This is a genomic window from Serratia sp. YC16, assembly GCF_009707615.1.
Lineage (GTDB): Bacteria > Pseudomonadota > Gammaproteobacteria > Enterobacterales > Enterobacteriaceae > Serratia > Serratia surfactantfaciens.
Map to the genome: position 1 here is coordinate 1 of NZ_WLYN01000003.1, position 19,116 is coordinate 19,116.

Consider the following 19,116-nt stretch of genomic DNA (forward strand, 5'->3'; position numbering starts at 1 on the left):
TTGCAAAAAACTTTTCAAGCGTTCAAATAATCACCAAAAACGCCTTTTTAGGATGTTTATTAGTCAAAAAATACCGGTTTTAGCGCAGTAATAGCGGCAAACGCTGCAAACAGGAGCAAACGAAGATAAAGAAAAGGGAGCGGTCGCCCGCTCCCTTTTATCTTTATTACGCTTAATCGCCGTTATTGGCGTGCGACGATATGGTCGTTTTCCACATCCAGCGTCACCAGCTTGCCGGGGATCAGCTTGCCGGACAGGATTTGCTGCGCCAACGGGTTCTCGATCTCCTGCTGAATAGCGCGTTTCAACGGACGCGCGCCATAGACAGGGTCGTAACCGGTTTTGCTCAACAGCGCCAGAGCAGGCTCGGTCATAGTCACTTCGTAACCGCGCTCTTCCAAACGCTTGTACAGACGCGACAGCTGAATCTTGGCGATCGCAGCAATATGTTTCTCGCCCAGCGGATGGAACACCACCACTTCATCGATACGGTTGATAAATTCCGGACGGAAGTGGTGACTCACCATCTCCATCACCGACTCTTTCATCTGCGCGTAGTTCATCTGACCGAAATGCTCCTGGATCAGATCCGAACCCAAGTTGGACGTCATGATCACCACGGTATTGCGGAAATCGACGGTGCGGCCTTGACCATCGGTCAGGCGGCCGTCATCCAACACCTGCAGCAGGATGTTGAACACGTCCGGGTGCGCTTTCTCGACTTCATCCAGCAGGATCACCGAATAAGGCCGACGGCGTACGGCCTCCGTCAGATAGCCACCCTCTTCATAACCGACATAGCCCGGAGGCGCGCCGACCAGACGAGAGACGGAGTGCTTCTCCATAAACTCGGACATATCGATACGCACCATGGCGTCGTCGCTGTCGAACAAGAACGAAGCCAACGCCTTGCAGAGCTCGGTTTTACCCACCCCGGTCGGGCCGAGGAACAGGAATGAACCGATCGGCCGGTTGGGATCGGACAACCCGGCGCGGCTGCGGCGAATCGCATTGGAAACCGCGCTGACCGCTTCGTCCTGGCCGATAACCCGCGAATGCAGCTCTTGCTCCAGGCGCAGCAGCTTGTCACGCTCCCCTTCCAGCATTCTGGCTACCGGGATCCCGGTGGCGCGCGCCAGCACCTCGGCAATCTCCGCATCGGTCACCCGGTTGCGCAGCAGCTTCATGCTCTTGCCTTCGGCCTGCGTGGCGGCGGCGAGCTGTTTCTCCAGCTCAGGGATTTTGCCGTATTGCAGTTCCGACATCCGCCCCAGATCGCCGACGCGTCGCGCCTGCTCCAGAGTGATTTTGGCCTGTTCGAGTTCAGCCTTGATATTCTGGGTGCCGGAGAGCGACGCTTTTTCCGCTTTCCACTCTTCCTCCAGCTCCGAATACTCGCGCTCTTTCTGCCCCAGCTCATCGCTGAGCATTTCCAGGCGTTTCTTGCTGGCATCGTCAGACTCTTTATTCAGCGCCTGCTGTTCCAGCTTCAATTGAATGATGCGGCGCTCAAGCCTGTCGAGCGATTCCGGCTTGGAGTCCATCTGCATGCGAATGCTGGACGCCGCTTCGTCGATCAGGTCGATAGCCTTGTCCGGCAATTGACGATCGGCGATATAACGGTGCGAAAGCGTTGCCGCCGCTACGATGGCCGGGTCGGTGATCTGCACATGGTGGTGCAGTTCGTAACGCTCTTTCAGGCCGCGCAGGATAGCGATGGTGTCTTCCACGCTCGGCTCCGCTACATACACTTTCTGGAAACGACGTTCGAGCGCCGCATCCTTCTCTATATATTGGCGGTACTCATCCAGCGTGGTGGCACCGACGCAGTGCAGTTCGCCGCGCGCCAGCGCCGGCTTCAGCATGTTGCCCGCATCCATCGCGCCATCCGCCTTCCCGGCACCGACCATGGTGTGCAGTTCGTCGATAAACAGGATCACACTGCCTTCCTGCTTGGCCAAATCGTTGAGCACGCCTTTCAGGCGCTCCTCAAACTCGCCGCGGTATTTGGCACCGGCGATCAAAGCGCCCATATCGAGGGACAATACGCGCTTGTGCTTCAGCCCTTCCGGCACTTCGCCGTTGATGATGCGTTGCGCCAGGCCTTCGACGATGGCGGTTTTACCCACGCCAGGTTCGCCGATCAACACCGGGTTGTTTTTGGTACGGCGCTGCAGCACCTGAATGGTGCGGCGGATCTCTTCGTCACGGCCGATCACCGGGTCAAGCTTGCCCTGCTCGGCGCGCTCGGTCAGGTCGATGGTATATTTCTTCAATGCTTGCCGTTGGTCTTCGGCGCCTTGATCTTCCACGCTGTCACCGCCTCTCATTTGTTCAATGGCTTTGCTGATTTTGTCGGCCGTCGCACCAGCCGCTTTCAACAAGTCGGTCAGCGAGCCGCGGTCTTCCAGCACCGCAAGCACAAACAGCTCGGAAGAAATGAATTTGTCCGCACGCTTCTGCGCCAGCTTGTCGCACAGGTTCAAAACGCGCACCAGCTCGTGGGACGGTTGAACGTCGCCACCGGTGCCTTCTACCTGCGGTAAACGGGACAGCGCCTGTTCGATCTCGGTGCGCACGCGCCCGGCATCGATACCTGCGGAAGTTAATAATGGACGAACCGTGCCCCCTTCCTGATTGAGCAGGGCGCTCATCAGATGTAGCGGTTCAATAAACTGGTTGTCGTGCCCAAGGGCTAGTGACTGGGCATCGGCGAGGGCAAGCTGGAATTTGTTGGTAAGACGATCCAGACGCATAACACCTCCAAGATGGGTCGAAATTGCTACTGGAGATTAAATGAGGTCATCCCTCAAATTTTCAAGGTTATCTCGACGCTAAATTTTCGGTACAACGCCATGCGTCGTTGGATCGTCCTAATTCAATAGGTTATATCAGCCAGATTAAACTTGCCAGACGTCCGGTTATTCCGTCGCGTCGATAGGAGAAAAAATGACTCGTTTCGTTAACCGTACAGCGGTCGCCGCCATAGATGGCCTGCACGCCCGCTCGCAACAAACGTTGGCGAGCCAGCAAGTAGATATTAGCCAAAAATTTATCGCCGTGCGGCGTAAACGCCGCCGCGGCTTCGGCGTCTTCCGCCATGAAAGCGGCGCGCACCTCCGGCCCGACCTCAAACTGCTGTGGGCCGATCGCCGGCCCCAACCAGGCGCTGATCTGGCCCGGCGCGGCGTTGAACGCCGCTACGGTTTGCTCCAGCACGCCGTGGCATAACCCACGCCAACCGGCGTGAGCGGCGGCCACTTCGTCGCCGCGCTGCGAGCAGAATAGCACCGGCAGACAATCCGCCGTCATCACTGCGCACACCTGCCCCGGCACATTGCTGTACACCGCATCCGCCCGCAGATCGGCGGGCGCTTGCCCGGCCAACGTCACCACGCGAGTGCCGTGTACCTGCTCGAGCCACACCGGCATTTGCGGCAAACCGGCGGCGATAACCAGCCGTTCCCGATTGCGCTTCACCGCTTGCACCTCGTCGCCGACGTGGGCGCCGAGATTCAGCGAGTCATAAGGCGGCAGGCTGACGCCGCCACCGCGCGTGGTGCTGCAGGCCTTAACGCCGGGAGGTAACGGCCAGTCGGGCAGAATGAGCGAGTTCATTACCAGTCCATCTGATCTTTGAATTCTTCGGTGTCCGCCTTCAGCGCATTGATCAGATCGACCATGTCCTGCGGCAGCGGCGCATGCCACTCCATCTGGATGCCGCTGATCGGATGGTACAAACGCAGCATGGTGGCGTGCAGCGCCTGGCGGTCAAAGCCGCGCAGCGTGTTGATGAAGGCTTCCGAAGCGCCCTTTGGCGGACGTGGACGGCCGCCGTACAGCGGATCGCCCACCAGCGGATGACTGATGTAGGCCATGTGCACGCGGATCTGGTGAGTACGGCCGGTTTCCAGGCGCAAACGCAGGCGGGTATGCGCACGGAAGTGCTCCATAATGCGATAATGCGTCACCGCCGGTTTACCCATCGGATGCACCGCCATGTGAGTGCGTTTGGTGGAGTGGCGCGCGATAGGCTCCTCTACCGTGCCGCCTGCCGTCATGGTGCCGATCGCCACCGCTTCGTATTCACGGGTGATTTCACGCGCCTGCAGCGCTTCCACCAGCCGAGTTTGCGCCGGTACGGTCTTCGCCACCACCATCAGGCCGGTGGTGTCTTTATCCAGACGGTGTACGATGCCGGCGCGCGGCACGTCGGCGATTTCCGGGTAGTGATGCAGCAGCGCATTGAGCACCGTGCCGTCCGGATTGCCGGCGCCAGGATGCACCACCAAATCGCGCGGCTTGTTGATCACCAGGATGTCGCTGTCTTCATAGACGATGTCCAGCGCAATGTCCTGCGGCTCCCAACGCGCTTCTTCTTCTATCTGTGCATCGATGGCGACCGCCTCTCCGCCCAGCACCTTCTCTTTCGGTTTGTTTGACGTTTTGCCATTGACCTTCACCCGATCGCCCAGGATCCACTCTTTTATGCGAGATCGTGAATAATCAGGGAACAATTCGGCCAAAGCCTGATCTAAACGTTGTCCGAGTTGAGATTCGGCCACCGTTGCGGTGAGTTGTACTTGTTGTGCCATATGCAGCTTCTTCGTTAACGTTGGGTTTTCACGGCGATGCCGTTTAATATAATGTGCTATTGTACCTGGTCTTTGTCGGGAGCTTAACGGACAGTCTCCCGGAATAACACCCTGAGGATAATCAAAACGTCATGACGCGTATGAAATATCTGGTGGCGGCAGCCACGTTGAGCCTGGCGCTGGCAGGTTGCTCCACATCCAAGGATGCGGTTCCCGACAACCCACCTTCGGAAATCTATGCTACCGCGCAGCAAAAACTGCAGGACGGTAACTTCAAGGGCGCGATTACGCAACTCGAAGCGTTAGACAACCGCTATCCTTTCGGGCCGTATTCCCAGCAGGTCCAGCTGGATTTGATTTACGCCTACTATAAGGCTGCCGACTTGCCGATGGCTCAGGCATCGATCGATCGCTTCATGCGCCTGAACCCGACGCACCCGAACATCGATTACGTGATGTACATGCGTGGTCTGACCGACATGGCGCTCGATGACAGCGCGCTGCAGGGCTTCTTCGGGGTTGACCGTTCGGACCGCGATCCTCAGCACGCTCGCGCTGCGTTCCGCGACTTCAGCCAGTTGATTCAGCAATATCCGAACAGCCAATACGCAACCGACGCCAACAAGCGTTTGGTGTATCTGAAAGACCGCTTGGCCAAGTATGAGCTTTCGGTGGCGGAATACTACACTAAACGCGGTGCTTACGTCGCGGTCGTTAATCGCGCCGAGCAGATGTTGCGTGAATTCCCGGATACCAAAGCGACGCACGACGTGTTGCCGCTGATGGAAAATGCCTACAAGCAGCTGCAGCTGAACGGCCAGGCTGACAAAGTGGCCAAAGTGATCGCCGCCAACCCGCAATAATCGCGCATCGGCAACGATAGAAAAACCAAACGGCAGCCCAGGCTGCCGTTTTCATTGGCGTCGACCGGGTTTTACTGGAAAAATACACAAGTAAAAACAAGGTGTTAGCGAGCGCTATTCACCGGTCAACTCATCGATAATGCGCCATCCGGCGGCAACTCTCAAGCATTAGATAATCAATTCAGATGCTGAATCACAGATTGAACTAACTTTGCAAAAAGTGACAAAAAATCGTGATTCACATCACGCATTTAAACAAAAAGCGGGGTATGCTGGACTCACCAAGACGGAAAGACAGAGAGGTAAGTTATATGACATTGAACATTACCAGCAAACAAATGGATATCACTCCCGCCATCCGCAATCACGTCGAAGACCGTCTCACCAAACTGGAAAAATGGCAGACCCAGCTGATTAACCCGCATATCGTCTTATCCAAAGAGCCGCAAGGGTTTGTCGCCGACGCTACCATTACCACGCCTAACGGCCCGCTGGTCGCCAGCGCCAAACATGACGACATGTATACCGCCGTTAATGAGCTTATCGCCAAGCTGGAGCGCCAGTTGAACAAGGTGCAGCACAAAGGCGAAGCGCGCCGCTGCAATGCCAGCGTGAAAGACATCGTGCCGGAAGTCACGCAAGAGCAGGAATAACCGTCCGACTGCGATTGCCGCATCAAACGCGCCCGAGGGCGCGTTTTTTGTCGGGTATTTTTGTTGACGGGCTAAAGGCCAGCGGTTACTTTAAAACCTGTTCACAACAACCTTAGGTAGACCATGCCACGCACACCGTTTTTCTTCGCATTCTTTTTTACCTTCCCCTGACTGGGAGGCGTTTCGTCGTGTGAGAAAGAATGCGAAGACGAACAACAAGGCCTCCTGGAGACAGGGGGCTTTTTTTATGGCTGTTTTACAACGAATAAGAACAGAAGGCGGAAGCTGATTATGACTGACAACCCGTTATTGGTGCTGCGCGAGCGCATCAGCGCACTGGACTTGAAACTGCTGGCTCTGCTGGCGGAACGCCGTGAGCTGGCGATCGAAGTCGGCAAGACCAAGCTGCACTCTCACCGCCCGATCCGCGATAAAGAGCGCGAGCGCGATCTGCTGGATGCGCTGATCGCCGCCGCCAAGCCTTACGACCTGGATGGCTTCTACGTCACCCGTCTGTTTCAACTGATTATCGAAGATTCCGTCCTGACCCAACAGGCGCTGCTGCAGCACCAGCTCAACCCCGTCAGCCAACACTCCGCCCGCATCGCCTTCCTCGGCCCTAAAGGCTCTTATTCGCATCTGGCGGCGCGCCAATACGCCGCCCGTCATTTTGATCGGCTGATCGAATGCGGCTGCCAGAAGTTTCAGGATATCTTCGCCCAGGTGGAAACCGGCCAGGCGGACTATGCCATTCTGCCGATCGAGAACACCAGCTCCGGCTCGATTAACGAGGTGTACGATCTGCTGCAACATACCAGCCTGTCGATCGTCGGCGAGCTGACTAACCCGATCAACCACTGCGTTCTGATCGCCGGCGACAGCGATCTTAGCCAGATTGAAACCGTCTATAGCCACCCGCAGCCGTTCCAGCAGTGCAGCCAGTTCCTGAATCGCTTCCCGCACTGGAAAATTGAATATACCGAAAGCACCGCCGCCGCGATGGAGAAAGTCGCCAAGCTGAATTCACCGAAGGTGGCTGCGCTCGGTAGCGAAGCCGGCGGCGCGCTGTACGGACTGCAAGTGTTGGAGCACAACCTCGCCAACCAGCAACAAAATATCACCCGTTTCATCGTCTTGGCGCGCAAAGCGATCGACGTCTCCGAACAGGTGCCGGCCAAAACCACGCTGATCATGGCGACCGGCCAGCAATCCGGCGCGCTGGTCGAAGCGCTGCTGGTACTGCGAGACAACGGCATTATCATGACCAAACTGGAGTCACGCCCGATCAATGGCAATCCATGGGAAGAGATGTTTTATATCGATGTGCAGGCCAACCTGCGCGCCGACGCGATGCAAAAAGCACTGCGCGATCTGGCGCCGATCACCCGCTCACTGAAGGTGTTGGGTTGTTACCCGAGCGACACCGTGGTGCCGGTCAACCCGTCGTGAAACCATAAAAAAAGGGTTCGGCCAAGCCGAACCCTCCATATCTGCTGCCCGCGCGTTACTGCCGACTATCGTTAGCCTGCCGCAACAGCGTGCGGCTCTCCACCAGGAAGCGTTGGGCGTAATCGCCGAACCAGTGCTCTACCTTGCGGAAGCTGTCGATAAACGCCTGTTTATCACCGTGCTCCAACAGCTTTATCGCCTCGCCAAAACGCTGGTAGTAGCGCTTGATCAACGCCACGTTTTCTTCAGACGACATGATGATGTCGGCGTACAGCTGCGGATCCTGCGCAAACAGGCGGCCAACCATCGCCAGCTCCAGCCGGTAGATTGGCGAGGAGAGCGCCAGCAATTGCTCCAGCTGCACGTTCTCTTCCGCCAGGTGCAAGCCGTAGGCGAAGGTGGCGAAGTGCCGCAGCGCCTGGATAAACGCCATATTCTGATCGTGCTCGACTGCGCTGATGCGATGCAGCCGCGCGCCCCACACCTGCAGCTGTTCAAGCAGCCACTGGTAAGCCTCCGGCTGGCGGCCGTCGCAGTAAACCACCACCTGCTTGGCCACGCTGCCCACGTCCGGGCCGAACATCGGGTGCAAGCCGACCACCGGGCCGCTGTGCGCCGCCAACATCGCATGCAACGGGCGATTTTTCACCGAGGCCAGATCCACCAGAATGCAGTCGGCGGGCAGCGGCGGCAGGCGGCTTATCACCTGCTCGGTCACGTGAATCGGCACGCTGACAATCACCATGCCGGCATCCGCCAACAGCTGTTCCGCCTGCGGCCAATCTTCCTGATCCAACACCCTGACCTGATAACCCGACAGCGTCAGCAGGCGGTTGAACAACCGGCCCATCTGGCCATTGCCACCGATGATGACGATCGGTCGCAGCTGCGGGCACAGGGTTTTAAAGCCTTTATCATTCTCGCTGACGTAGGATTCGCGCATCACGCGGCGCAAAACGTCCTCGATCAAATCCGGCGGCACGCCGAGGTTTTCCGCCTCTTGGCGCCGCGAGGCCAGCATCGCCGCCTCGCGCTCCGGCACATAGACCGGCAGACCGTGACGGCTTTTCACCTCCCCCACTTCCGCTACCAGATGCAGGCGCTTCGCCAGCAGGTCCAGCAGCGCTTTATCCACCTCGTCGATTTGATCGCGCAGCGCGGTCAGTTCTGCCACCATAACTTACTTTTCTCCCGTGCGTGCCGTCAGCGCAGCGCCGAGTTCCTGATGCATGTGGCGCAGCAGCGTTTCCGTACTTTCCCAGTCGATGCAGGCGTCGGTAACGGACACACCGTAACGCATGTCTGCACGCGGCTGTTCGGAAGACTGATTGCCTTCATGCAGATGGCTCTCCAGCATAATGCCGGTGATCGAGCGATTGCCCGCTTTGATCTGCTCCACCACGGACTCGGCAACCGCCGGCTGACGGCGATAGTCTTTATTCGAGTTGCCATGGCTGCAATCTATCATCAAGGACGGGTGGAGTCCCGCCTCGAGCATCTGTTTTTCACAGGCCGCAACGTGCTCGGCGCTGTAGTTCGGGGTCTTGCCGCCACGCAGGATAACGTGCCCGTCCGGGTTACCCTGAGTCTGCAGCAGGCAAACCTGCCCCGCCTGGTTGATGCCGACAAAACGGTGCGGCATGGCGGCGGCGCGCATAGCGTTGATGGCGGTGCCCAGACTGCCGTCGGTGCCGTTTTTAAATCCGACAGGCATCGACAGGCCGGAGGCCATTTCACGGTGCGTCTGCGATTCGGTGGTGCGCGCACCGATTGCCGACCAGCTGAACAAGTCCCCCAGGTACTGCGGGCTGTTCGGATCCAACGCTTCGGTGGCCAACGGCAAGCCCATGCCCACCAAATCCAGCAACAGGCGACGCGCAATATGCAAGCCTGCTTCAACGTCAAACGAGCCGTCCATGTACGGATCGTTGATCAAACCTTTCCAGCCGACAGTGGTTCGGGGTTTTTCAAAATAGACGCGCATAACGATATACAGCTGATCGCTCAAGTCAGCCGCCAGGGTTTTCAAACGACGGGCGTAGTCCAGCGCCGCATCCGGATCGTGGATCGAACAAGGCCCGCACACCACCAACAGGCGATGATCGCGCCCCTGTAAAATGTTGGCGATGGTGTTGCGCGCGGCGGCGATTTCATTTTCGTCGCTGGCGCTGAGCGGGAACTGGTTTTTCAGTTCCTCTGGCGTGATGAGAACCTGTTCTGCACTGATATGTACGTTATTGAGCGCGTCTTTTTGCATGATGCAATTCCTGTCGTTTGGCGTTATGCGTTGAAATGGAGCATTGAGCGTTTCAAGGCTCTACCCTATCACGATATGTAAAGTTTTCAATCCATTTTCCGTAAATAAAAAATTACCGTGATATTTTTCATTTAAACCGCTTTGTATAAGCATCACAAAATCAAACAAAAATACAATAAATACAAACAACTAAATTAAAACCCAATCCATATTCACACTGTTACACACCTTTCTGACAAAGGCCCCAACCTGTAAACATAAATTCACACTCGAATTTACAAAGAAGGGCCCCATCCGATTAGACGCCGGCAAATAGGCAGAGGAGGATCTCCGCCAGGCACAGCACGAAATACCGCCGAAAGCGATGAATTTATGTAGAAGAAAAGCGAATAAATAAGGAATAAAAATTAAAAACTTAAGCTAATGGCGGCTATTTTTGTCGCCGAAATGAACCGATATAATGTGACCGTCATCAACAATAACCACCCTTAACAACTGGATCCAAGATGCTCTCTTCTCGCGCTCGTCGCGCTTTTCCGCTGTATATTTGCTGCTTAACGACTTTCACCAGTGTTTCAGCCCTTGCCGACAATACGCTTTTCACCGCGATGGACGATCCGGCCACCGCCAAGAAACCGTTCGAAGGCAACGTGCAGGCGGGCTATAACGCCCAGTCCGGCAATTCGCAGAGCTCCACCCTGTTGGCCAATACCAACATGACCTGGTTTAACACCGATGCGGCGTACAGCCTGTGGGGTGCGGCCAACAACACCACCTCCTCCAACGTGCGCTCGTCCGAGAAATACCAGGCCGGCGGCCGTACGCGCTATAACCTGACCGATCGCAACTACCTGTTCGGCCAGGCCAGCTGGCTGAGCGACCGTTTCAATGGTTACGACTCGCGTTCCACGCTGACCGGCGGCTACGGCCGTCAAATCCTCAATGGGCCTCTCAGCGACCTGCGGGTGGAATTCGGCCCCGGCGTGCGCCATGACGAATACCACGGCGGCGGCCGTTCAACCAAAGGCCTGGCTTACGGCGCGGCCAACTATTCCTATCAGCTGACCGACAACACCAAGTTCATTCAGGGCGTCTCCGCACTGGCGAACGAAGAAACTACGCTGAACTCGGAAAGCGCGCTGAACGTGGCGATCAACGATCGTTTCTCACTGCGCGTGGCCTACACCGTGACCTACAACAGCAAACCGCCGGCCTCGGCGCCGAAGAACACCGACACCACTACCTCGGTCACGCTGGTTTACGGCCTGTAATCTCCCCGTCCCCCTTTCACGAAGCCCATCATCGATGGGCTTTTTTTATGCCTGTCGTCACCCTTTGCACAATTTGCTAAAAATATTCACCCCACCCATTGACGACTTTAGCAAATAGCTTAATACTGTATGCATATACAGTGATTATTATACAGGCCAGGAGCATGACGGATATCGATAGCGAGCAGTCAACAAAGCATCGATACCTCCTGTCCCAAGGTTCTGTACACAAAGCGAGCATCAGCTATGGAGAAAATTACCTCATTCATCACCTATACCATGGCGCTGTTTCTCGCCTGGCTGGGCAAACTGTCACCGCAGGACATTGCCTTTTTAGTTGGTGCAGCGGTAGGAATCGGCACTTTTCTGGTGAATTGGTACTACCGCCGTAAAAGCCTGCAGATCTTGAAGGCCATTGAACGCAATGCGGCATTACGGAGGAAAATTTACGATGAGTGCAATCGTTAAACGCTGCAGCGTCGCCGCCGTTTTGGCCATCGCCGTGCTGTTGCCCTCTTTCGGCGAACTGCAAACCTCAGAGGCCGGCCTCAGGCTGATCGCCGATCTCGAAGGTTGCCGCCTGTCGCCTTACCAGTGCAGCGCCGGAGTATGGACGCGGGGTATTGGACACACCGCCGGCGTCATCCCAGCTGAGGCGATCGATGAACGGAAAGCCGCTGTGGACTTGGTGGACGATGTTCGCCGTACCGAGCGCGGCATGGCCACCTGCCTACCGCAAACGCTCTCACAAGAAACCTATGACGCGGTGATTGCCTTCGCCTTCAACGTCGGCATCAGCGCCGCCTGCCACTCCACGCTGGTCGCGCTGCTGCAACAAAGCCAGTGGCGGCAGGCCTGCGATCAGTTGCCGCGCTGGGTTTACGTAAATGGAAAGAAAAACAAGGGGCTGGAACAGCGACGCGCCAAGGAACGCGCACTGTGTTTGCAAGGCATGGCCTCGACATGACGGGCTCGCACACCTAAGTGGTGATGCCACAACAATTTCACTTAATTTGTTCAAGGGGGGTTCTTATGATGCACTGTCCACTATGCGGTCACGTGGCCCACACTCGCTCCAGCCGTTATCTGAGCGAGTCGACCAAAGAGCGTTACCATCAATGTCGCAACATCAACTGCAGCTGCACGTTCGCCACGCACGAGTCCGTTGCACGGGTGATCGTTAAACCTGGCGATGATATTGTCCCGGCGCAGCCGCACCCGCCGGAGAATCAGCATAAACAAAGCGCCGCCGCGCTGTAGGGTAAAAGGCCTGCTGATGCAGGCTTTTTCATGTCGGTACTACGCAGACGGACTCTCGCAAATACAGCGCGATAGAATTTTCGGATAAAAAAAGGGGTTGGCATAGGCCAACCCCTGATAACTATTAACTTTTGGATGCAGCGTTAGTTAACGCGGTTCAGACGCTCTTTGATACGAGCAGACTTACCAGTACGTTCACGCAGGTAGTACAGTTTAGCTTTACGAACGGCACCACGACGTTTAACAGTAATGCTGTCGATTACTGGGGAGTGAGTCTGGAATACGCGCTCAACACCTTCGCCGTTGGAAATCTTACGAACAGTGAATGCAGAGTGCAGACCGCGGTTACGGATAGCGATAACCACGCCCTCGAATGCCTGCAGACGTTTTTTGCTACCTTCAACGACCCATACCTTCACTTCCACGGAATCACCCGGACGGAATGCAGGTACGTCTTGTTTCATCTGCTCTTGTTCAAGTTGCTTAATAATGTTGCTCATAATATGTCTCTTACCCTAGGTAAACTGATATATCGGTCCCGTCTGATGTCAGACGTTTCCTTCATAGTCCTGTTGCCTGGCCTGATGTTCCCGTTGGAACTCAGCCAGCAACACCGCTTGCTCGTCAGTCAGAGCTAGGCTTTCTAGAAGTTCAGGTCTTCTAAGCCAGGTTCGGCCCAGCGACTGCTTTAAGCGCCAGCGACGTATCTCGGCATGGTTGCCCGACAGCAGAACCGGCGGTACTTCCATCCCTTCCAACACCTCTGGGCGGGTATAGTGCGGGCAGTCCAGCAATCCGTCGGCGAAGGAGTCTTCCTCCGCTGAGGCCTGATGGCCCAGCACACCCGGTATGAAACGGGCGACTGAATCAATCAGGGTCATCGCCGGCAGTTCCCCGCCGCTGAGAACGTAATCGCCGATTGACCATTCTTCGTCAATTTCGGTTTGGATTACGCGCTCATCTATCCCTTCGTAACGGCCGCACACCAGAATCATCTTCTGATTGGCCGCCAGTTCGCACACGCCGGTTTGATCCAGCTTGCGCCCCTGAGGTGACAGATAAATCACCTTTGCTCCCTCGCCTGCCGCTGCTTTCGCTGCATGAATGGCTTCCCGTAAAGGTTGCACCATCATCAGCATTCCCGGGCCGCCGCCGTATGGGCGATCGTCCACGGTACGATGCCGGTCGTAGGTGAAGTCGCGAGGACTCCAACACTGCACGCTCAGCAGGCCATTTTTTACTGCCCGGCCAGTCACCCCGTAATCGGTGATAGCGCGGAACATCTCAGGAAACAGGCTTACAATACCGATGAACACAAGCCAATCCCCTTACCGTTATTCCACTTGCTTCGACCGTATGATCCGGAGGTCAAAAACCAGGATCCCAATCTGCCTCAATCACGCGGGCAGTGAGATCGACTTTCTTGATAACCTGCCCATGAAGAAACGGAATCAACCGCTCCTTCATGCCGAACGCATCTTTCAGGTTCGCTTTCACAACCATCACATCGTTCGAGCCGGTTTCCATCATATCGATGACTTTACCCAGCTCGTAGCCGGCGGTGGTGACTACCTGGCAGCCCATCAGGTCTTTCCAGTAGTAATCGTCACCCTCCAGCGGAGGAAGTTGCTCAGAATCCACCATAATCTCGCGATTAGTCAGCAGATTCGCCGCGTCCCGATCGTCAATGCCTTTGACCTTGATGATCAGATCCTGACTGTGGCGCTTCCAGTCTTCCAACTCGATATGCTGCCACTGACCCGCCTGCTGGATAAACCACGGCTGATAGTCAAAAATGCTTTCGGCGTTCTCGGTGGATGAAAACACTCTGAGCCAACCACGAATGCCGTAAGCGGACCCCATTTTACCGAGTACAATCGGCTGCTTAGGCGCTACCGGTTTGAGTTGCTTGCTCATTGCCACCACCGCGACAGATTAAGCTGCTTTCTTAGCGTCTTTGATCAGCGCGTGAACGCGATCAGAAACGGTTGCACCCAGACCAACCCAGTGCTCGATGCGGTCCAGGTCCAGACGCAGTGCTTCAGCCTGACCGGAAGCGATCGGGTTGAAGAAGCCTACGCGCTCGATGAAACGACCATCACGAGCGTTGCGGCTGTCGGTCACTACTACTTGATAGAACGGACGCTTTTTAGCGCCGCCACGTGCCAAACGAATTGTTACCATAACATCCTCTTTAGTTAATAAAACAGCCGGGCCCCATTGAGGGACGGGGCCCGGTTGCAATATAAAAAGCCCGAAAATTTTACTCATTTTGGCGCAAAAAGCAATCTAAAGCGTCAATCGCAGGGGACAACTTTTGCAGCCTGTCAAATTTCGGGCGGTTTTCACCGCGAACGGCGAATGCTGAAAGCGCCCGCACTCGGCGTGCGGGGGCCCGTCAGCGGCCTGGGAAGCCCGGCGGCATCATGCCTTTCATGCCGCGCATCATCTTCGCCATACCGCCTTTCTTCATCTTCTTCATCATACGCTGCATTTCGTCGAACTGCTTCAGCAAGCGGTTGACGTCCTGCACCTGCATGCCGGCCCCCATCGCGATGCGGCGCTTGCGCGAGCCCTTGATGATTTCCGGTTTGGCGCGCTCTTTCAGCGTCATCGAGTTGATGATCGCCTCCATGCGCACCAGCACTTTGTCGTCCATCTGCGACTTGACGTTGTCCGGCAGCTGGCCCGCGCCCGGCAGCTTGCTCAACATGTTGGCCATGCCGCCCATGTTGCGCATCTGCTTGAGCTGCTCCAGGAAGTCGGTCAGATCGAAACCGTCGCCCTTCTTCAGCTTGTTGGCCAGCTTCTCCGCCTGCTCGCGGTCGACCTTGCTTTCGATATCTTCGATCAGCGACAGCACGTCGCCCATGCCCAGGATGCGCGATGCCACGCGATCCGGATAGAACGGTTCCAGCGCTTCGGTCTTCTCGCCCACGCCGAGGAACTTGATCGGCTTGCCGGTGATGTGGCGGATGGACAGCGCGGCACCACCGCGCGCGTCGCCGTCGACCTTGGTCAGCACCACGCCGGTCAGCGGCAGCGCTTCGTTAAACGCCTTGGCGGTATTGGCGGCATCTTGCCCGGTCATGGCGTCGACCACGAACAGGGTCTCCACCGGCTTGATCGCCGCGTGCACCTGTTTGATCTCGTCCATCATCGCTTCGTCAACGTGCAAGCGGCCGGCGGTATCGACGATCAGCACGTCGTAGAACTTCAGCTTGGCCTGTTGCAGCGCGCGATTGACGATGTCGATCGGTTTTTCTTTGACATCAGACGGGAAGAAGTCGATGCCGACGCCTTCCGCCAGCGTTTCCAGCTGTTTGATCGCCGCCGGGCGATAAACGTCCGCGGAAACCACCAACACTTTCTTCTTCTGTTTTTCTTTCAGGAACTTGCCGAGCTTACCGACGCTGGTGGTTTTACCGGCGCCCTGCAGGCCCGCCATCAGCACCACCGCCGGCGGCTGTGCCGCCAGGTTCAGCTCGGTATTCACTTCGCCCATCGCGGCGATCAGCTCGCCTTTGACGATCTTGACGAATTCCTGCCCCGGCGTCAGGCTTTTGTTGACTTCATGGCCGACCGCGCTCTCTTTGACGCGGTTGATGAAGTCGCGCACCACCGGCAGCGCAACGTCCGCCTCCAGCAATGCCATGCGCACTTCACGCAGGGTTTCCTTGATATTCTCTTCGGTCAGCCGCCCGCGGCCGCTGATATTGCGCAACGTGCGCGACAATCGATCGGTTAAATTTTCAAACATCGTCTCATGCTCAACGTGTAATGACAGGCCGCTCCGGCGACACAATTGCGCCGATGATAACACGAAGCGCGCAGGATCTCTGCCTCAGCGTTGGAGATCGGTTGGAGTGAAACGCGCGCAACGTTATACTGACACTCCAATTAACCACGCCGAAGCAAAATTAAACGCTATGCCAGTTTTCTCCATTGTGGCTTTGATGGCCTACCTGCTCAGCCTTGGACTGATCATTCCCAGTTTGTTGCGGAAGAACAGCGCATACCGTCGGCTTGCCCTCGTCTCGGCGGTGGTGGCACTGATTTGCCACGCCATCGCACTGCAGCAGCGCATCTTTGACGTCAGCGCCGGGCAAAATCTCAGCCTGCTGAACATTGGCTCTATCGTCAGCCTGATCATCTGCTCGGTGATGACCTTCGTCGCCTCGCGCGATCGCGGCTGGTTCCTGCTGCCGATTGTCTACAGCTTCGCGATGATCAACCTGGCCTTCGCCAGCTTCATGCCCGGCGAGTTCATCACTCATCTGGAAGCCAGCCCGGAACTGATGGTGCATATCGGCCTGGCGTTGTTCTCTTACGCTACTCTGATCATCGCCGCGCTCTATGCCTTGCAGCTCGCCTGGCTCGACTACCTGTTGAAAAACAAGAAATTGACCTTCAGCGCCGACATGCCGCCGCTGATGAGCATCGAGCGCAAAATGTTCCATATCACCCAGATCGGCGTGGTGCTGCTGACGCTCACCCTGTGCACCGGCCTGCTGTACATGGATAATCTGTTCAGTAAAGAGAACGTGCATAAAGCCGTGCTGTCGATCATGGCCTGGTTCGTGTATATCGTGCTGTTGTGGGGCCACTACCATGAGGGCTGGCGCGGTCGCCGCGTCGTCTGGTTCAGCTTCGCCGGTGCCTTCCTGTTGACACTCGCCTATTTCGGCAGCCGTCTGATTCAGCAGGTGATGGTGCGCTAAGCCAGCCCGGTTCAATTCTCCCTATATAAGGAATACTGCATTGGAGCATGTGTCGACGGGGACCCTCATCATTATCCTGGTGATCATGATCGTGGTCTCTGCTTACTTCTCCGCCTCCGAAACCGGCATGATGACGCTCAATCGTTATCGCCTGCGTCATCTGTCCAAACAGGGCAACCGCTCGGCGCGTCGGGTGGAGAAACTGCTGCAAAAACCGGATCGGCTGATCGGTCTGGTGCTGATCGGCAACAACCTGGTCAACATTCTCGCCTCGGCGCTGGCGACCATCGTCGGCATGCGGCTGTATGGCGATCTCGGCGTGGCGATCGCCACCGGTGTGCTGACCTTCGCCGTGTTGCTGTTCGCTGAAGTGCTGCCGAAAACCTTCGCCGCGCTTTACCCGGAACGCATCGCCTTCCCCAGCAGCGTCTTGCTGGCGCCGTTGCAAAAGGTGATGTTCCCGCTGGTCTGGCTGCTCAACGGCATCACCAGCCTGACCCTACGTCTGTTCGGCATTCGCACCAATGTGCGCATCAGCGACGCCGTCAGCAAAGATGAGCTGCGCACCATCGTGCGCGAATCCCAGTCGCAGATCTCCCGTCGCAATCAGGACATGCTGATCTCGGTGCTGGATCTGGAAAAGGTGACAGTCAACGACATCATGGTGCCGCGCACCGAGATCGTCGGCATCGACGTCAACGACGACTGGAAGTCGATCATGCGTCAGCTGACCCACTCGCCGCACGGCCGCATCGTGCTGTATCGCAGCTCTCTGGACGATGCGATCGGCATGCTGCGCGTGCGCGAAGCCTACCGTCTGATGACCGAGAAAAAAGAGTTCAACAAAGAAAACCTGCTGCGTGCCGCCGATGAGATCTACTTCGTGCCGGAAGGCACGCCGCTCAACGTGCAGCTGGTGAAGTTCCAGCGCAACAAAGAGAAGGTCGGCATCGTGGTCGACGAGTACGGCGACATTCAGGGGCTGGTCACGGTGGAAGACATCCTCGAAGAGATCGTCGGCGACTTCACCACCTCGATGTCGCCGACGCTGGCGGAAGAAGTCACGCCGCAGAGCGACGGCTCGGTCTTGATCGACGGTACCGCCAACGTGCGCGAGCTGAACAAGGCCTTCAACTGGACTCTGCCGGCCAACGAGGCGCGCACCGTCAACGGCATGCTGCTGGAAGAGCTGGAAGAGATCCCCGAAACCGGCACTCGAGTGCGCATCGGCCATTACGATATCGACATTCTCGACGTACAGGGCAACATGATCAAACAGGTGCGGGTCACGCCAATCACCTCGCTGCAGGCCAGCGTCGGTCATCACTGACCGTCGGCCTGAACGTAAAAAAGACGCGAAATCGCGTCTTTTTTTATCTCTGCGGGCCACGTACGACTAGATATGCAGTTCCTGCAGCTTCTCTTTCGGCAGCGCCAGCTCGTCGTTGTGGTTCACCACCACATCGTTATCCAGAATGTGCTTGGCGATCTCCTGCGCTTCTTCCAGCGAGTGCATATGGTAAGTGCCGCATTGATACTCGTTCAGCTCAGGGATCTTGCGCTGATCGGTCACTTTCAGCACGTCGGCCATCGCCGCTTTCCAGGCATCGGCAACGCGCTGCTCTTCAGGCACGCCGATCAGGCTCATGTAGAAACCGGTGCGACAGCCCATCGGAGAGATGTCGATAATTTCCACGCCCTGGCCGTTCAGATGGTCACGCATAAAGCCGGCGAACAGGTGCTCCAGCGTGTGAATGCCGCGCTCGGGCATCACTTCCAGGTTCGGGCGGCAAAAGCGCAGGTCAAACACCGTGATGGTATCGCCATGAGGCGTTTTCATGGTTTTTGCAACGCGGACAGCCGGAGCTGCCATACGGGTATGATCGACGGTAAAGCTATCCAGCAATGGCATTTCGCTACCTCCTCGTAAAAGAGCATTTATTTCGAAACTTTTTTTCCTAACCGGGAAACCTTTTCCAACCCTGCGAGTCTGAGTATGTGAAAGACGCGCATTTGTTATCATCATCCCTGTCATCAGAGATGCATA

The 19,116-nt window shown here is 56.6% G+C and carries 21 protein-coding genes and 1 other annotated feature; of the genes, 10 read left to right on the forward strand and 11 right to left on the reverse strand.

Annotation, left to right across the window (positions count from 1 at the left end; genetic code table 11):
• Positions 1 to 182 precede the first annotated feature (182 nt).
• The 3 genes from clpB to rluD all read right to left on the reverse strand — a co-directional run bounded on the left by clpB (position 183) and on the right by rluD (position 4,595).
• Positions 183 to 2,756, reverse strand: a complete 2,574-nt coding sequence (gene clpB, locus GKN89_RS11890; RefSeq protein WP_004932446.1) for an ATP-dependent chaperone ClpB — start codon at positions 2,754 to 2,756, stop codon at positions 183 to 185.
• A gap of 130 nt (positions 2,757 to 2,886) precedes the next feature.
• Positions 2,887 to 3,618 carry a purine nucleoside phosphorylase YfiH gene (gene yfiH, locus GKN89_RS11895; RefSeq protein ID WP_019455144.1) on the reverse strand — a complete coding sequence of 244 codons (732 nt, stop codon included), beginning with the start codon at positions 3,616 to 3,618 and terminating at the stop codon, positions 2,887 to 2,889.
• A complete protein-coding gene (gene rluD / locus GKN89_RS11900; RefSeq protein ID WP_025159659.1) occupies positions 3,618 to 4,595 on the reverse strand; it encodes a 23S rRNA pseudouridine(1911/1915/1917) synthase RluD in 978 nt (325 codons plus the stop codon). The genes yfiH and rluD overlap by 1 nt, the downstream gene beginning before the upstream one ends.
• 131 nt (positions 4,596 to 4,726) lie before the next feature.
• Between rluD and bamD the strand changes: the two genes are divergently transcribed.
• The 4 genes from bamD to pheA all read left to right on the forward strand — a co-directional run bounded on the left by bamD (position 4,727) and on the right by pheA (position 7,560).
• Positions 4,727 to 5,458: an outer membrane protein assembly factor BamD gene (gene bamD, locus GKN89_RS11905; protein WP_004932456.1), complete on the forward strand. Its 732-nt coding sequence runs from the start codon at positions 4,727 to 4,729 to the stop codon at positions 5,456 to 5,458.
• Positions 5,459 to 5,769: 311 nt separating this feature from the next.
• A complete protein-coding gene (gene raiA / locus GKN89_RS11910) occupies positions 5,770 to 6,111 on the forward strand; it encodes a ribosome-associated translation inhibitor RaiA (RefSeq protein WP_004932457.1) in 342 nt (113 codons plus the stop codon).
• A 122-nt stretch (positions 6,112 to 6,233) separates the two neighbouring features.
• Positions 6,234 to 6,360: a sequence feature (Phe leader region), on the forward strand.
• Positions 6,235 to 6,282, forward strand: a complete 48-nt coding sequence (locus GKN89_RS11915) for a hypothetical protein (RefSeq protein WP_101428074.1) — start codon at positions 6,235 to 6,237, stop codon at positions 6,280 to 6,282. It overlaps the preceding feature by 48 nt.
• Positions 6,361 to 6,402: 42 nt before the next feature.
• Positions 6,403 to 7,560: a bifunctional chorismate mutase/prephenate dehydratase gene (pheA, locus tag GKN89_RS11920; protein WP_042783716.1), complete on the forward strand. Its 1,158-nt coding sequence runs from the start codon at positions 6,403 to 6,405 to the stop codon at positions 7,558 to 7,560.
• Between the two features lie 55 nt (positions 7,561 to 7,615).
• On the opposite strand, the gene tyrA is transcribed toward pheA, so the two are convergent.
• Positions 7,616 to 8,737, reverse strand: coding sequence for a bifunctional chorismate mutase/prephenate dehydrogenase (gene tyrA, locus GKN89_RS11925; protein WP_019455141.1), 1,122 nt, complete (start codon positions 8,735 to 8,737; stop codon positions 7,616 to 7,618).
• 3 nt (positions 8,738 to 8,740) lie between these two features.
• Entirely contained in the window at positions 8,741 to 9,817 is a 1,077-nt protein-coding gene (locus tag GKN89_RS11930; RefSeq protein ID WP_019455140.1) for a 3-deoxy-7-phosphoheptulonate synthase, read from the reverse strand.
• 506 nt (positions 9,818 to 10,323) lie between these two features.
• Between GKN89_RS11930 and GKN89_RS11935 the strand changes: the two genes are divergently transcribed.
• From GKN89_RS11935 to GKN89_RS11950, 4 genes are all read left to right on the forward strand, one after another.
• Complete coding sequence (locus GKN89_RS11935; RefSeq protein ID WP_025159658.1) at positions 10,324 to 11,088, forward strand: YdiY family protein; 765 nt, start codon at positions 10,324 to 10,326, stop codon at positions 11,086 to 11,088.
• Positions 11,089 to 11,334: 246 nt separating this feature from the next.
• Positions 11,335 to 11,556: a holin gene (locus GKN89_RS11940; protein WP_154747083.1), complete on the forward strand. Its 222-nt coding sequence runs from the start codon at positions 11,335 to 11,337 to the stop codon at positions 11,554 to 11,556.
• Positions 11,540 to 12,055: a lysozyme gene (locus tag GKN89_RS11945; RefSeq protein WP_019455137.1), complete on the forward strand. Its 516-nt coding sequence runs from the start codon at positions 11,540 to 11,542 to the stop codon at positions 12,053 to 12,055. Before GKN89_RS11940 ends, GKN89_RS11945 begins: the two co-directional genes overlap by 17 nt.
• A gap of 65 nt (positions 12,056 to 12,120) precedes the next feature.
• Positions 12,121 to 12,348 (forward strand): ogr/Delta-like zinc finger family protein, encoded by a 228-nt coding sequence (locus GKN89_RS11950; RefSeq protein WP_016929021.1) that lies wholly within the window; start codon positions 12,121 to 12,123, stop codon positions 12,346 to 12,348.
• Positions 12,349 to 12,491: 143 nt separating this feature from the next.
• Here the strand turns inward: GKN89_RS11950 and rplS are convergent, their stop codons facing one another.
• The 5 genes from rplS to ffh form a co-directional block, all read right to left on the reverse strand.
• On the reverse strand, positions 12,492 to 12,848 hold the full coding sequence (gene rplS, locus GKN89_RS11955; RefSeq protein WP_019455136.1) for a 50S ribosomal protein L19: 357 nt from the start codon (positions 12,846 to 12,848) through the stop codon (positions 12,492 to 12,494).
• Positions 12,849 to 12,896: 48 nt separating this feature from the next.
• Positions 12,897 to 13,664: a tRNA (guanosine(37)-N1)-methyltransferase TrmD gene (trmD, locus tag GKN89_RS11960; protein WP_004932485.1), complete on the reverse strand. Its 768-nt coding sequence runs from the start codon at positions 13,662 to 13,664 to the stop codon at positions 12,897 to 12,899.
• Positions 13,665 to 13,716: 52 nt separating this feature from the next.
• Positions 13,717 to 14,265, reverse strand: a complete 549-nt coding sequence (gene rimM, locus GKN89_RS11965; RefSeq protein WP_019455135.1) for a ribosome maturation factor RimM — start codon at positions 14,263 to 14,265, stop codon at positions 13,717 to 13,719.
• A gap of 18 nt (positions 14,266 to 14,283) precedes the next feature.
• Positions 14,284 to 14,532 carry a 30S ribosomal protein S16 gene (gene rpsP, locus GKN89_RS11970; protein WP_004932501.1) on the reverse strand — a complete coding sequence of 83 codons (249 nt, stop codon included), beginning with the start codon at positions 14,530 to 14,532 and terminating at the stop codon, positions 14,284 to 14,286.
• Positions 14,533 to 14,746: 214 nt separating this feature from the next.
• Entirely contained in the window at positions 14,747 to 16,108 is a 1,362-nt protein-coding gene (ffh, locus tag GKN89_RS11975; RefSeq protein WP_004932504.1) for a signal recognition particle protein, read from the reverse strand.
• 169 nt (positions 16,109 to 16,277) lie between these two features.
• Between ffh and GKN89_RS11980 the strand changes: the two genes are divergently transcribed.
• Positions 16,278 to 17,069: an inner membrane protein YpjD gene (locus GKN89_RS11980; protein ID WP_004932506.1), complete on the forward strand. Its 792-nt coding sequence runs from the start codon at positions 16,278 to 16,280 to the stop codon at positions 17,067 to 17,069.
• A 40-nt stretch (positions 17,070 to 17,109) separates the two neighbouring features.
• Positions 17,110 to 18,399: an HlyC/CorC family transporter gene (locus GKN89_RS11985; RefSeq protein ID WP_019455134.1), complete on the forward strand. Its 1,290-nt coding sequence runs from the start codon at positions 17,110 to 17,112 to the stop codon at positions 18,397 to 18,399.
• A 66-nt stretch (positions 18,400 to 18,465) separates the two neighbouring features.
• Here the strand turns inward: GKN89_RS11985 and luxS are convergent, their stop codons facing one another.
• On the reverse strand, positions 18,466 to 18,981 hold the full coding sequence (gene luxS, locus GKN89_RS11990) for an S-ribosylhomocysteine lyase (protein ID WP_019455133.1): 516 nt from the start codon (positions 18,979 to 18,981) through the stop codon (positions 18,466 to 18,468).
• Positions 18,982 to 19,116: the final 135 nt, after the last annotated feature.

Excerpts from the sequence above, each read along its gene's own strand:
- GKN89_RS11945 (WP_019455137.1), top strand. The coding sequence starts at position 11,540 with ATGAGTGCAATCGTTAAACGCTGCAGCGTCGCCGCCGTTTTGGCCATC.
- clpB (WP_004932446.1), bottom strand. The coding sequence starts at position 2,756 with ATGCGTCTGGATCGTCTTACCAACAAATTCCAGCTTGCCCTCGCCGAT.
- rpsP (WP_004932501.1), bottom strand. The coding sequence starts at position 14,532 with ATGGTAACAATTCGTTTGGCACGTGGCGGCGCTAAAAAGCGTCCGTTC.
- rplS (WP_019455136.1), bottom strand. The coding sequence starts at position 12,848 with ATGAGCAACATTATTAAGCAACTTGAACAAGAGCAGATGAAACAAGAC.
- GKN89_RS11935 (WP_025159658.1), top strand. The coding sequence starts at position 10,324 with ATGCTCTCTTCTCGCGCTCGTCGCGCTTTTCCGCTGTATATTTGCTGC.
- GKN89_RS11950 (WP_016929021.1), top strand. The coding sequence starts at position 12,121 with ATGATGCACTGTCCACTATGCGGTCACGTGGCCCACACTCGCTCCAGC.
- raiA (WP_004932457.1), top strand. The coding sequence starts at position 5,770 with ATGACATTGAACATTACCAGCAAACAAATGGATATCACTCCCGCCATC.
- yfiH (WP_019455144.1), bottom strand. The coding sequence starts at position 3,618 with ATGAACTCGCTCATTCTGCCCGACTGGCCGTTACCTCCCGGCGTTAAG.
- ffh (WP_004932504.1), bottom strand. The coding sequence starts at position 16,108 with ATGTTTGAAAATTTAACCGATCGATTGTCGCGCACGTTGCGCAATATC.
- GKN89_RS11940 (WP_154747083.1), top strand. The coding sequence starts at position 11,335 with ATGGAGAAAATTACCTCATTCATCACCTATACCATGGCGCTGTTTCTC.
- luxS (WP_019455133.1), bottom strand. The coding sequence starts at position 18,981 with ATGCCATTGCTGGATAGCTTTACCGTCGATCATACCCGTATGGCAGCT.
- GKN89_RS11930 (WP_019455140.1), bottom strand. The coding sequence starts at position 9,817 with ATGCAAAAAGACGCGCTCAATAACGTACATATCAGTGCAGAACAGGTT.
- tyrA (WP_019455141.1), bottom strand. The coding sequence starts at position 8,737 with ATGGTGGCAGAACTGACCGCGCTGCGCGATCAAATCGACGAGGTGGAT.
- bamD (WP_004932456.1), top strand. The coding sequence starts at position 4,727 with ATGACGCGTATGAAATATCTGGTGGCGGCAGCCACGTTGAGCCTGGCG.
- rluD (WP_025159659.1), bottom strand. The coding sequence starts at position 4,595 with ATGGCACAACAAGTACAACTCACCGCAACGGTGGCCGAATCTCAACTC.
- GKN89_RS11980 (WP_004932506.1), top strand. The coding sequence starts at position 16,278 with ATGCCAGTTTTCTCCATTGTGGCTTTGATGGCCTACCTGCTCAGCCTT.
- rimM (WP_019455135.1), bottom strand. The coding sequence starts at position 14,265 with ATGAGCAAGCAACTCAAACCGGTAGCGCCTAAGCAGCCGATTGTACTC.
- pheA (WP_042783716.1), top strand. The coding sequence starts at position 6,403 with ATGACTGACAACCCGTTATTGGTGCTGCGCGAGCGCATCAGCGCACTG.